This window comes from Parapedobacter sp. GCM10030251 (assembly GCF_042666505.1).
Lineage (GTDB): Bacteria > Bacteroidota > Bacteroidia > Sphingobacteriales > Sphingobacteriaceae > Parapedobacter.
The window spans coordinates 448,932-461,920 of the sequence record NZ_JBHTDN010000001.1; the positions used below are offsets into that span (position 1 = coordinate 448,932).

Here is a 12,989-nt window from a genome sequence, read left to right on the forward strand (position 1 = left end):
GCGCTATGGAAAGACTTCTACCGCTTTTACCGGTGCGACTTACGCGTCTATGGGTAATATTCACTTTTACATTGTTCGGTTTAACGGCATCGGCACAGCGACCGTTTATCACTACGTGGACGACGGAAGCGCCCAATGAAAGCATCACGATTCCGGTAAACGATGATGTAACGGGGTATAATTATGCCGTAAATTGGGGCGACGGAAATATGTCCGCCGGTCAAACCGGCGATGCAACGCATACTTACTCCAACCCCGGGACATACACCGTATCGATTACCGGGAATTTTCCGGCCATACGGCTTCAGGGCGTCGGTATGGAGATAGCAGATCGGCTAACGAGTATCGAACAGTGGGGCGATATGGCCTGGTCTTCTATGGAAGCTGCTTTTTCAGGTGCCAGGAATATGGTGCTTAACGCTACCGATGCGCCAAACTTAAGTGGCGTGTCATCACTGTCACGGATGTTTTATAATGCGCAGGCATTTAACGGCGACCTTAGTGGATGGGATGTTTCGGGGATAACCGATATGAGCAATATGTTCTATAGCGCATTCGCGTTCAATGGCAATATTAGCAATTGGAATGTATCCAGCGTAGCCAACATGCGGGGAATGTTCTGGCAAGCCTCCGTGTTCAACCAAGACATCGGAGCATGGACCGTTACTTCCGTAAAGGACATGTCTTTCATGTTTTATAGTGCAGCGGATTTTAACCAGGATTTGAGTGGGTGGGCGACTCCCAACGTAACCGATATGGGAAGTATGTTCGCATTCGCGATGGATTTTGATCAATCCTTGGGCGATTGGGACATTTCGGGGGTGACGAATATGGAAGATATGCTACTGGCAACCGGTCTCTCCACCAGCAGTTATGGTGCCACATTGATCGGCTGGGCAGCCCTACCAACGGCACCTTCTAATATCATATTGCATGCAACAGGCCAAGAATACTGCCCCGGCACAGCTGCTGCGGAAGCACGGCAGCAATTGATCGATAAAGGCTGGACGATTACGGGCGATACCGAAGCAACGGATTGCGACGGTGCCGGGGCCGTCATTACGCCGGGCGATCCCGGTAATTTCATCACAACATGGGAGTTCGACGCGTTTACCGCACAAAACAGCCAACTGGTCATCCCGACCATTCCAGGTGAGGCTTATAACTACAATGTCTATTGGGAGATCGTCGGTGGGACAAGCGGTACGGCAACCGGTGTGACGGGCGATTTCACCCTTTCCGTAGGGCCGATGATGAGCCAGACCGTCCGGATCGAGATTTCAGGCCAATTTCCTCGACTCGGTATGGAAAGGTTACCAGAAACTAACCCGTCACAGTCCCCGGGCCTTCTGCCTTCACCGCTCCAGATACTATCGGTAGAACAATGGGGCGACATCGCATGGACGTCTATGGAACGGGCGTTTCTGAACGCCACACGTCTTCAGGTAAACGCCAATGATGCACCCGACTTAAGCGGTGTTACGTCGCTTAAGGAAATGTTTTCCGGCGCCAGGTCATTTAACGCGCCAATCGGGCATTGGGATGTCTCCAACATCACGGATATGTCAAGGTTGTTCCATAACGCTGCGGCATTCAACCAAAACCTTAGTGCATGGAATGTTGCAAGGGTAACCGATATGTCGCGGATGTTCTATGGGGCCGAAAAATTTAATGGGGACATCGGTGGCTGGGACGTTTCGCAGGTGACGGATATGAGTGCCATGTTTGGCCAGGCCAGGGAATTTAACCGGAATATCGGTGGCTGGAACGTTTCGGGCGTAGAGAATATGCGGGAGCTGTTTTTTGGGGCATTTGCTTTTAATCAGGATATCGGTGGCTGGGACGTTTCCAGCGTACAAGATATGGGTAGCATGTTTTATGACGCCGTTCTTTTCAACCGGGATATCAGCCGCTGGACGGTGGACAATGTGTCAAACATGTCGAATATGTTCGCATTGGCCGTTGCTTTTGACCAGGACCTCAATGCGTGGAACGTATCCAATGTCGAAGATATGGAGCGTATGTTTTCGGGTGCCGCTAATTTCAATGGCGCCATAGGCAATTGGAACGTTTCCAATGTGACGACGATGTACGGTATGTTTGAGGACGCAAAGGCATTTAACCAGGACCTCAGTGGCTGGAATGTGTCGAACGTTCAAAATATGGAGCGCCTGTTCTGGGGCGCCGATCATTTTAACGGAACCGTGGGCAGTTGGGATGTATCCGGCGTAACCAGTATGTACGGTATGTTTCAAGGCGCAAGCGCTTTCAATCAGCCTCTTGGCCAGTGGGACGTGAGCCAGGTTGCCAATATGGGCGATATGTTGACCAGTGCCGGCCTATCGCGTGAAAGCTACGATGCCACGCTGATCGCTTGGGCGGCGCGGCCCGCTGTCCAAAGGAATGTTGAGTTTGGGGTTGGCGGCTTAACCTACTGCGCCGGAGCCAGTGCCCGGCAGCAATTGATTGCTGATTATGGCTGGGCAATCACGGGTGATCAACGGGAATGCCCGGGCATCCAGATTTTTGTCAAGACACTGACCGGAAAAACCATTACCTTGGATGTCTTCTCGTCAGATGCCATTCAACAGGTAAAGCAGAAAATCCAAGATAAAGAGGGTATTCCCGCAGACCGGCAACGCCTAATTTTTGCTGGAACTCAATTGGAAGACGGCAGGACGCTGGCCGATTATAACATACAAGACGGAAGTACCTTGCACCTTGTGCTCGAATTGCTGCTTACACCCGACGAAAACAACGTGCTTTATGTCGACATCAACGTCAATACGGGAGCCGCTGGCTATACGGGAGCGGGCGACAGCTGGGCCAACGCCGTACCCGAACTTCGGGATGCCCTTGCATGGGCGGCTGAAAATTGGGACGGCACAACGGACGGTGCGTTGCAGATTTGGGTGGCCGACGGCGTTTATTACCCCACGGCCAATGAATCCGACCGGGCTTCTAGTTTCCGGTTGTTGAATAACGTGGAACTCTATGGCGGATTTGCCGGAGATCCGGCGGAAACATCAATCAGTCAGCGCGACTTCAAAGCCAATTCTGCGGTCCTCAGTGGCGATATTAACGGCGATGGCTTGCTGAATGGTAATACCTACCACGTGGTCAATGGGTCTGGCGTGGGTATTTCGGCCATATTGGACGGATTTACCGTTACAGGCGGAAATGCGGACGGTGACGGTGGTAGCAACGAAGGCGGAGGGCTCTATGTGGGATCCGGTGGCCCCTTTATCTCCAATGTTATCTTTGCCGACAATTTTGCGGCGGGAGACGGCGGAGGCGCCCACTTTTCAGCCGCCTATGAACCCGTACTAACAAATGTGCTGTTTACTGATAACGAAGCGGCACAAGGGGGAGGTTTATTTGCAGAAAACTCTTCCATTACCGTTGTCAATGCGACCTTTACCGGGAATGTCAGCGCGGCGCGAGGTGGTGCAATTGCTTCCGGATGGAACGGTAGGCTATCGTTGATTAATTCCATTATTTGGCGCAATCAGGCCGAGGGCAGTGAAACTTCGGCGACGGCGTCTATCTTTAATGCCGGAGGCGGGTTGCCGGTTTCAAATAGCATCATACACGGTGGCATGGGCGGAGGTCTGGACACGGATCCGCTTTTTACCGATGCTATCAACGGGGATTACAGCCTCCAGTCAAGGAGCCCTGCCATCAATGCGGGCAGTAACACCGCCTATATCGATGCTGGCGGTGATTTGGCAAACGATCCTGACCTGGCTGGGAACCCGCGGGTGTATAACCTTGCCGCTGGCGGGGTGATCGATATGGGTTCGTATGAATATCAGGGAATCATTCAACGTCCATTTGTCACGACCTGGAAAACGGACAATCCAGGTACGTCTCAAGATAACCAGATTACCATCCCTACGGTGGGGACCGGTTATCTTTACGATGTCTACTGGGAAAATGTCGATGATCCGGGTGTCCACGGGACGGAAACGGGCGTCACGGGTACCCTTACCCTTACCTTCCCGGAGGCGGGCACCTACCGTGTGGAGATTACGGGCGACTTTCCCCGCATTAGTTTCGGAACAGTAGCGGTAGGGGGAGATATGGAAAAGATTTTGTCAATCGAGCAATGGGGCGATATCCAATGGACGTCGATGAACAGGGCTTTTGCCCGTGCCGCCAACTTGGTACACAACGCTACAGATGTTCCGGATCTGACCAATGTTACGGATCTGGAGTACATGTTCGTGCAAGCGCTCGAGTTCAACGGGGACTTAAGTGGCTGGGATGTCTCCGGCATCACGAACATGAGGGGAATGTTTTCCAGTGCGACTGCTTTCAATAGTGACATAAGCGGTTGGGATGTATCCGGCGTAACGGATATGTATGCGATGTTCATGAACGCCACAGCTTTTAACCAAGATCTAACAAACTGGGACGTATCAAACGTAACGGACATGAGTGCGATGTTTCTGGGTGCTACTGCGTTCGATCAGGATTTGTCGGGGTGGGATATTTCCGGTGTGACCGATATGATGAATATGCTCAACGGCTCCGGTCTCTCGCTTGAAAACTACGATGCCACGCTGATCGGCTGGGCCGCAAAAAGCGCTTTGCCGGACGGTATTCGGTTGGGGGCAGGTGGTTTGGTATACTGTGCCGGTGCCGAAGCGCGACAGTCGTTGATAGACGACCACGGCTGGGTGATAGTGGGGGATATGCCTGCATGCGAGTCGATGGTCGTCTTCGTGAAAACCGAATCGGGTAATACCTTGATCATCCGGGCAGCGGCAAGCGATGCGGTCCAGCAGGTAAAGCAACGGATTCAAGACCAGGTAGCTATTCCGCCTCATCTGCAACTGCTTTTCTTTGAAGGGGTCGCCTTGGAAGACGGCCGGACACTGGCTGACTACCACATACAGAATGGCAGTACGCTCCTCCTGAGGGTCAACTCGGTACCAACCATAGCCCGTCCCATCCCGGATCAGGAAGCGGTGGAGGATACGCCGTTCAGCTTTCAGTTTGCTGAAGACACTTTTGAAGATACGAATGCGGATGACGTGCTGACTTACGGGGCTGAAGGGAGCGACGGGAAATCCTTGCCGGATTGGCTCGATTTTGACGAAGTCACCAGAACGTTCAGCGGCACGCCGGGAAATTCGGATGTAGGCGTTATCGACATCGCAGTGACCGCCGATGATGGTAACGGAGGAACGGTGACAGATATATTTATATTGGAAGTGGCTCCACGCCCCGTCGTGACGGTAAGTACGATGGCGTCATCGCCGGTGAACGCGCCTTTTTCGGTAACCGCCGTATTTAGCGAGCCAGTTACCGGATTTACAACCGCCGATATCGTTGCAACCAATGCAACGGTGAGCAACCTGACGACTTCGGACAACATCAGTTATTCAATGCTGGTAACACCCGTGGTTGGAGGCATTGTGCATGTGTCGGTTCCGGCCGATGCGGTCATCAACCTTGTCGGCATCGGAAATAGGGCATCCAACGTGTTGGCGGTACGGTATTACATGCCGCTAACGGATGTCTCGCTTCAAGATGAAAGCGTGGAGTTTGATGGTACGGCCAAATTGCTGTCTATCACGGGCGACCTGCCCGACGGGGTGTCAGTAAGCTATACAATCAACGGCGAACCCGGAAACACCGCTACCAACGCGGGGACGTACGAAGTCACCGCCCGCGTCGACGGCGGCGAGAATTACGAGGACGCGGAGCTCGCAGCTACACTGACGATCACGCCGCGTGAAATCACCGTCACGGCGGAAGACCGAACCAAAGCATTCGGCACGGCTGATCCGGAGCTGACCTACACGTTTACGCCGGCATTGATTGGCAACGATACGTTCACCGGAGCCTTGGATCGCGATGTAGGCGAAGGTGTAGGCACATATATCATTACACAAGGCGATCTCTCCCTTAGTGATAACTACGCAATGACCTTCGTCGGAGGCGACTTCATAATTGCTCCGGCTATCATCACAGGTATCGCATTTGCAGATACCACCCTCACTTATAACGGTGCGGAACATGCACTCGCCATTAGGGGTGAACTGCCCGAGGGTACGACGGTAAGTTATACGATTGATGGCGAGGTGGGTAATGGGGCAATTGATGCAGGTACCTATCGGGTGAGTGCTACGATCAGCGGGGATAATTACCTAACGCAGGTATTAACCGCAGATTTGACGATTCTGCCGTTCAGTGTCACGGTGACTGCGGATACCCAGATGAAAGTATTTCATGCGGCCGATCCTCCATTGACATATACGTTTACGCCGGAACTGATCGGAGCGGATGTGTTTACCGGTAGGCTTGGTCGTGAGCCAGGTGAAAATGTAGGCAGCTATGTGATCACGCGAGGTAGTTTGTCGCTAACTGATAATTACGTAATTATTTTCGAACCAAGTACGTTAACTATTACGCCTGCAGACTATGAGGGCGTCAACTTTGCCGATGCGTCGTTTACGTACGATGGTACGGAACATGCGCTCGCCATTACGGGTGACCTGCCGGCGGGTGTAACGATGAGCTATACTATTGACGGCGAGCTGGGCAACAGCGCAACTCATGCAGGTACGTATGAAGTCACCGCGTTGATCGATGGAGGGAACAACTACGAAGACGCGGAGTTGACGGCTACGCTGACTATCAGGCCGCTAACAATCATGGTCACGGCAACTAACCAGATCAAGGTATTCGGTACGGATGATCCGGTACTGACCTATACCGTCATGCCGGAATTGATCGGTGGGGATACGTTCACGGGAGCATTGAACCGTGAAGCGGGCGAGGATGTAGGCAACTATGCCATCACGCAGGGAACCCTGTCGGCGGGTGATAATTATAATATCTTATTTAAAGCAGGGTCGTTAACCATTGGCCGCACTACGATTGACGGAATTAAATTTGAGAACATCACCTATATCTACCAAGGTACAGAACGGGAAATCCTCCTAGAAGGGGATCTCCCCGCTGGTACCAAAGTGACATATTCGAACAACCGCCATACGGAGGTTGGGGTGTATGAAGCGACGGCGACCATCAGCGGCGGTAATTATGAAACGCTGACATTGAGGGCCACGCTGACAATCACGCCGGCGGAACGGAGCATCGATTTCCAGCCATTACCCGAGAAGACCTACGGGGATGGGGCTTTTGATGCGGGAGCGACTGCCAGCAGCGGGGAGGTGGTGAGTTACACGAGCAGCGATCCGGCAGTGGCCGAGATCAATTCAACTGGCCGCATTACGATCAACGGTGCCGGAACGACCACCATCAAAGCGACCGTTCCTGCGAACAGCAATTACAGCAACCGTCCGGAAGTAAGCCGTATCCTGATGGTCAGCAAGTCATCTCAGATCATCGAGTTTGCCCAGGTAGAGCAGGTGCATCGCGACGCGGGTTCTGTCCAGCTGGAGGTATCGGCAAGCAGCGGTCTGCCGGTATTTCTCTCGATCGACGATCCGGAAGTAGCCACGTTGGAAGGCTCCAAACTTCATGTTCACCGGCTTGGTACCGTGCGAATCACCGCCAATCAGGGGGGAGATGGCAACTATCAGGCGGCTGATCCGGTAGTCATTACCGTACGGGTAATCGACCCCGGGGCGGAACTGCCGATGCGCGTGAGTAAGGTAGTGTCGCCCAACGGCGATGGCATCAATGAGTATCTATTGATCGAAGGTATTAAGGATTATCCTGAAAATAAGGTAGTGGTATTTAACCGGAACGGTACCGTTCTTTATGAAGCGAAAGGGTATAATAACGGAAGTATTGCGTTCCGCGGTGTCAGCACGGGACAAATGTTGTTGCCAGCCGGAACTTATTTTTACGTGGCTGAAATTAAAGTGAATGGAACTTGGAAATACGAGAAAGGGTGGTTTGTGCTTAGGTACTAGGGAATAGGATCCCTCGTTCACAGGTTCGCAAACTCACAGGCTCACAACAAAGAAGTATATGAAACGTATTCAACGGTCAATGCTAACAGGAACGGTGCTTATGCTGTTGGCTATCGCACTAAAGGCTCAACAGCCACTTACCTACACGCAGCATGGGCAACTCCGCACCTCCATCAACCCGGCGGGAAGCTTACTACAGCAAGAGGGAGCGATATCCGTCGTGGGTCGCCGTCAATGGGTTGGAATCGATGGTGCGCCTAGCGTGATTTGGGGTAGTGGGCATGTCGGTATGCAACGCATCGGAGCAACAGCCGGAGTTACCGTTCGCCACGAGAGCTTGGCGGTTGAAAAGCTTACCGAAGCCTCTGCTTTTTTCGCTAAGAGTGTACGGATATCAGAGAAGGAATACCTCGGATTAGCACTCAACGCGGGGATGAGTTATATGCAGGGGAACTACTCGGGGCTAGACCCAATCGATCCGACGGTACGTGAAGACATCCGCGAGACGGACGCGTTGGTTGGTTTCGGGATTATGCTGTATCGTCCGGAGAAATATTACGTGGGTTTGTCGCTTCCCCGGTTGATGCTGGGGAACCTGGGATTGGCCGGAGACTCGCGCTATAATTTCAGAAACGTCTACCACGTGACCGCCGGTGCCCTGTTCGATTTGGGGGTGGATTTCCAATTCCGGCCCTCAATGTTGATCACCTATTCAGAGAACCTGCGGCCACAAGCAGAAGCCTCTGCCATGTTTTTTGTGAAGCGCATAGCAGGGTTGGGAATGAACATCCGCAGTTACGGAGATCTTGCAGGGATGGTACAGCTGAATTTTTCGGGATTCGGCGTGGGTTACAGTTACCAATTCAACCCTAGGAACGAACCATTAAGTCGCAGCATCAATAATAGTACGCATGAAATTGGCCTGTGCTACCGGTTCGGTGGGATCGTGGGCCTGCTGTAATATGCGACAGAGGAGTCCCTTCATGATTTGGAAATGTGGATATTTTTATACTACATTTGTAGTATGGAACGATTGCTGTCCACCATTCGAAATAAGTACATCATTGCCGGCGTAGCTTTCACAATCTGGATGCTGTTTTTCGATCGCCACGACGTTGCCACCCAGTATAGTTACTACAGCCAATTAAAGGAATTGCGAGCCGAGAAGTCGTTTTATACGACCGAAATAGAGAAAGTGACAAAATCCATCCACGACCTCAATAGCGATCCACAGGCTTTGCAACGGGTGGCTCGGGAAAAATACAAGATGAAAAAGGAGAACGAGGACGTTTTCGTTATCATTGAGGAAGAAGTGGAGGAATAGTCAATCGGTTGTCAATAAACATCCATCGGCTACCAGCGATCTGCTATGAATCGATGCCGAAAGCCGATGGATAATAACCCTTAAAACTTATAGGTAATTCCCGCACCAAATACTTGCCGAACTTGTAGCACAGGGCGTTCAGATCCCGGTATAAGTGCGCCATTTTCCACCCGGGGGATATCGCTGGTGAAAACACCTTGCTGCTTAACCAAAGTTCATTCTCCAATTGGGCGATGTTGATTGGGGCGTTAACCGGTGCCGGTTTTTCCTTCAATTCCAGCTAAAATACGATTCTCATAAATAATTTGTTTAAAATTGTTCCGGAAAAGCTGACAATAGTTAAGTTATAATGCGCATAACATTATTGTGTATTGGAAAGACGGATGATCCTCAACTAAAGGCGATGATCGACAAGTTTGAGCAAAGGCTGAAACATTACATTCATTTCCATTTGGTCCTGTTGCCGGATGTCAAGAATGCGAAGTCGCTAAGTATGGATGTGCAGCGGGCGAAGGAGGCGGTTCTCATCGAAAAGCATGTGTCACCAGGAGATCAACTGATCCTGCTGGATGAGCACGGCAAGGCATATCGGTCTGTTGAATTTGCCGAATACCTTAATAAGCTTATGGTGAGTAGTACACAGCATGTCGTATTCGTGATTGGCGGCCCTTACGGTTTCGACAAGCGGATTTATCAGCAGGCCAAGGCGCAGCTATCGCTCTCTAAAATGACGTTTTCGCATCAAATGATCAGACTTCTTTTTGTGGAGCAGCTGTATCGTGCTTTTACGATCTTGAAACGGGAGCCATACCACCACGAGTGATTCAGAACTTGTTAGGTTTCGTATGGAAAATGCAGGATTCAAGCATCCAAACAATAGGATAAAACAATTGTTAACAAAATACTATGATTAATATTCCCAAACGGAAATACCACTATAAAGGAGCGGATACGACCAGCGAAAGCAGGATGTTCTGGTTGATGGTGATTATCGGTATTGCCTTGATGGCTGCCATCATTTTTCTATTCTGATCGTAGATCTTGCCGGATTTTGAATGGTGGAATCCTGATAAAAGGAGTAATCCTTTTATCAGGGCACTTTCATGTTGTCGATGTAGTTAGGGCTTCATCGTCTGCTTTATTTTCATCGGCTACCTGTGCAGGCGTTTCCTCGTCGAATAAGGGCAGTTCTCGGATGATTTGATACCAATTGATGATTTTTTTGATATCCGAGGAATAAACACGTTCTTCGTCATGTCCAGGAGCTACTTCCCTGAAAAATTCCCGTAGGGTCTTTCCGTCAGATTTCGGATCAGGCGCAGTTCCTTTTTCTTTCATCCGTTCAAGTATATCAATCAGTTTCAATTCCTCTTCGAAGCCATAGACGGTGATGTCCTCCAAAGTCGCCATTTTGTTTGTGGCCAGGTTTACGACCGATTTTTTCTTCTGATCGTCTAAGGTCTCAAGGATGAAGCCACTTTTATTCTGTCCGACCAACTTAAAGAGGCCGGGTTTGCCCGTAACGGATACAAGTGCTTTTAGATTCATGTCGTTTTTTCTTCAATAATTTCTATACCCAATATCTTGTCTCCTTGGCGGATGCTATCGATGACATCCACGTTTTCAACAACCTTCCCGAAACAGGTATGGTGTCTGTCAAGGTGAGCGGTATTGGTACGGCTATGGCAGATGAAAAATTGGGAGCCTCCGGTGTCACGTCCGCGATGTGCCATAGACAGTACACCCCGATCGTGATATTGGTTGTCTCCGTCCAGTTCACATTTAATGCTGTATCCAGGACCGCCTGCACCCGTACCCGTCGGATCGCCGCCCTGGATGACGAAGTCAGGTATTACACGGTGGAAAGTCACTCCATCATAATAGCCTGATTTAGCCAGTTTCAAAAAGTTATCTACGGTTCCCGGTGCGTCCTTGTCATAGAACTGTACCGTTAGGTCACCTTTTTCAGTCTTAATGATTGCTCTACTCATGTTTTTAAAATTGGACTGCAAAGATAACGTTTAGTTGGCAAGTCCGGAAGTCAAAAGGAGTGGGACCCTACTAAGTCGTTTCGTTTTTTCGTTTCCTTGAAATATATTCCCGGTGCTGCTTGCCCCAAATGACCAAAGCGCTGATGATTTCTTTCAATGAATCGCTGTAAGGGGTAAGTTCATAGGTGATTTGTACGGGAATCGTATCATAAACCTTCCGCTCAACAAATTCGTTGAGCTCAAGTTCACGGAGTTCCTTTGAAAGCACCTTGGGGGTAATGCCTTCTACGGCACGCTGAATGTCTTTGAATCGCCTCGGTCCCGTAGACAAGGCGACGATTACCAACATCTTCCACTTCCCGTTGAGCACATAGAGTGCATCCCTTACGGCATTGAGGCTTTCGGTGCAGGTTTCCTGATCATGTATCAATAAACTACCCATGATGCAAAGTTAGTAATCATTACTATACAAAAGGATATCGGTATCATTTTGTATAGTGGTATCTTTATGATAGCGTATTCAGTTACCTTTGTCAAAAATTACAAAAGGATCAATATGAAAACACAAAAGTTAATTTTTTGGGTATCTACGGGAGTTTTTTCGGCTTTGATGTTATTCAGTTCATACAGCTATCTCACCGCAGAGGAAATGAAAGCTGCATTCAAGCACTTGGGGTTTTCCGATTACTTCCGCGTGGAATTGGCAGTTGCTAAATTGCTGGGAGCTATTTCGTTGCTGTTGCCTGCCGTGCCGAGGCCTATTAAAATCATGGCCTATTGCGGGTTTCTAATTACCGTGGTATCAGCATTCATTGCACATGCTTCAAGCGGCGATCCCCTGCCAGCGGTCGTTACGCCGTTGATCGTTCTAGCCATTTTGGTTACCTCCTATATTTATTTCGATAAGTTGGATCGAAATAAAGTCAGCCATAAAAAGGGACAACTTCTTTAATTTATTTTAATACCGGAAATCGTAGAAATCCGTATATTTGGCTATTCGTACAACAACCTTAACAGAAACCTATGAACCAATCATCACGAGTAGCTATCAAAGCTTGGGCTGAGGCGGATCGGCCTCGCGAAAAACTAATGGAACAAGGGCGCAGGGCGCTTACCGATGCCGAACTGTTAGCCATTTTGATTGGGAGTGGCTCACGAGAGGAGTCCGCCGTTGAGCTTTGTCGTCGGATCCTTCACGATAGAGGGAATAATCTGAATAGGTTATCACGGCTTTCGGTATCCCAATTATGCCAATACAAAGGAATCGGCGAAGCGAAGGCTATTACGGTCGTCGCTGCACTCGAATTGGGCAGGAGGAGGAAGGAACTGAGGGAAGAGAGGCGCCCGGTATTGAACAATAGCAGGCGCGTATATGAATACATGGATCAAGTTTATAAAGACTTGTCCTATGAGGAGTTTTGGGTGCTCTTCTTAGCTGGTGGCTGTAAGCTGATTGCCAATGTATTAATAGGGAAAGGTGGAAACGATTTTACACCGGTCGATATCAAGGAAATCTTTCGCCTTGCACTGGAATATCGCGCTACCAGTATGATCCTAACACACAATCATCCCTCCGGTACGTTGAAGCCGAGCAACATGGATATCCAGTTAACCAATAAATTGAATGACGCTGCTAAGTTATTCGACTTTTCCATCAACGACCACATTATCTTTACAAATGGTGGGTATTACAGTTTTCGGGATAGCGGGTTGCTGTGAATAGGGGCGTATGTTTGTGAAACGCAAAAAAAAATCTAAGTTTGCACAAATTCCGAAATC

Annotated in this window: 10 protein-coding genes; 7 read left to right on the plus strand and 3 right to left on the minus strand. The window is 49.9% G+C overall.

All coding sequences use genetic code 11. From position 1 onward, the window contains the following. Positions 1–5 precede the first annotated feature (5 nt). The 5 genes from ACFQRK_RS01985 (at position 6) to ACFQRK_RS02005 (ending at position 10,251) form a co-directional block, all read left to right on the plus strand. Positions 6–7,895, plus strand: coding sequence for a BspA family leucine-rich repeat surface protein (locus tag ACFQRK_RS01985; RefSeq protein WP_379003094.1), 7,890 nt, complete (start codon positions 6–8; stop codon positions 7,893–7,895). Positions 7,896–7,953: 58 nt separating this feature from the next. After that, positions 7,954–8,856, plus strand: coding sequence for a PorP/SprF family type IX secretion system membrane protein (locus tag ACFQRK_RS01990; RefSeq protein ID WP_379003096.1), 903 nt, complete (start codon positions 7,954–7,956; stop codon positions 8,854–8,856). 63 nt (positions 8,857–8,919) lie between these two features. Then, a complete protein-coding gene (locus ACFQRK_RS01995; protein ID WP_379003098.1) occupies positions 8,920–9,219 on the plus strand; it encodes a septum formation initiator family protein in 300 nt (99 codons plus the stop codon). 349 nt (positions 9,220–9,568) lie between these two features. Continuing rightward, entirely contained in the window at positions 9,569–10,042 is a 474-nt protein-coding gene (gene rlmH / locus ACFQRK_RS02000; RefSeq protein ID WP_379003100.1) for a 23S rRNA (pseudouridine(1915)-N(3))-methyltransferase RlmH, read from the plus strand. Between the two features lie 83 nt (positions 10,043–10,125). After that, on the plus strand, positions 10,126–10,251 hold the full coding sequence (locus tag ACFQRK_RS02005; RefSeq protein WP_379003102.1) for a hypothetical protein: 126 nt from the start codon (positions 10,126–10,128) through the stop codon (positions 10,249–10,251). 69 nt (positions 10,252–10,320) lie between these two features. Here ACFQRK_RS02005 and ACFQRK_RS02010 read toward each other — a convergent pair whose 3' ends face one another. From ACFQRK_RS02010 to ACFQRK_RS02020, 3 genes are all read right to left on the minus strand, one after another. After that, complete coding sequence (locus ACFQRK_RS02010; RefSeq protein ID WP_379003104.1) at positions 10,321–10,767, minus strand: DUF5606 domain-containing protein; 447 nt, start codon at positions 10,765–10,767, stop codon at positions 10,321–10,323. Continuing rightward, complete coding sequence (locus ACFQRK_RS02015) at positions 10,764–11,210, minus strand: peptidylprolyl isomerase (RefSeq protein WP_379003105.1); 447 nt, start codon at positions 11,208–11,210, stop codon at positions 10,764–10,766. The genes ACFQRK_RS02010 and ACFQRK_RS02015 overlap by 4 nt, the downstream gene beginning before the upstream one ends. A gap of 70 nt (positions 11,211–11,280) precedes the next feature. Further along, positions 11,281–11,652, minus strand: coding sequence for a winged helix-turn-helix transcriptional regulator (locus tag ACFQRK_RS02020; RefSeq protein ID WP_379003107.1), 372 nt, complete (start codon positions 11,650–11,652; stop codon positions 11,281–11,283). 114 nt (positions 11,653–11,766) lie between these two features. On the opposite strand from ACFQRK_RS02020, the gene ACFQRK_RS02025 reads away from it, so the two are divergent. Further along, on the plus strand, positions 11,767–12,162 hold the full coding sequence (locus tag ACFQRK_RS02025) for a DoxX family protein (protein WP_379003109.1): 396 nt from the start codon (positions 11,767–11,769) through the stop codon (positions 12,160–12,162). A gap of 71 nt (positions 12,163–12,233) precedes the next feature. Continuing rightward, positions 12,234–12,929, plus strand: coding sequence for a DNA repair protein RadC (radC, locus tag ACFQRK_RS02030; RefSeq protein WP_379003111.1), 696 nt, complete (start codon positions 12,234–12,236; stop codon positions 12,927–12,929). Positions 12,930–12,989: the final 60 nt, after the last annotated feature.

Coding starts and splice junctions, on each gene's coding strand:
- ACFQRK_RS01995 (WP_379003098.1), top strand. CDS start 8,920: ATGGAACGATTGCTGTCCACCATTCGAAATAAGTACATCATTGCCGGC.
- ACFQRK_RS02015 (WP_379003105.1), bottom strand. CDS start 11,210: ATGAGTAGAGCAATCATTAAGACTGAAAAAGGTGACCTAACGGTACAG.
- ACFQRK_RS01990 (WP_379003096.1), top strand. CDS start 7,954: ATGAAACGTATTCAACGGTCAATGCTAACAGGAACGGTGCTTATGCTG.
- ACFQRK_RS02005 (WP_379003102.1), top strand. CDS start 10,126: ATGATTAATATTCCCAAACGGAAATACCACTATAAAGGAGCGGATACG.
- radC (WP_379003111.1), top strand. CDS start 12,234: ATGAACCAATCATCACGAGTAGCTATCAAAGCTTGGGCTGAGGCGGAT.
- ACFQRK_RS02010 (WP_379003104.1), bottom strand. CDS start 10,767: ATGAATCTAAAAGCACTTGTATCCGTTACGGGCAAACCCGGCCTCTTT.
- ACFQRK_RS02020 (WP_379003107.1), bottom strand. CDS start 11,652: ATGGGTAGTTTATTGATACATGATCAGGAAACCTGCACCGAAAGCCTC.
- ACFQRK_RS02025 (WP_379003109.1), top strand. CDS start 11,767: ATGAAAACACAAAAGTTAATTTTTTGGGTATCTACGGGAGTTTTTTCG.
- rlmH (WP_379003100.1), top strand. CDS start 9,569: ATGCGCATAACATTATTGTGTATTGGAAAGACGGATGATCCTCAACTA.
- ACFQRK_RS01985 (WP_379003094.1), top strand. CDS start 6: ATGGAAAGACTTCTACCGCTTTTACCGGTGCGACTTACGCGTCTATGG.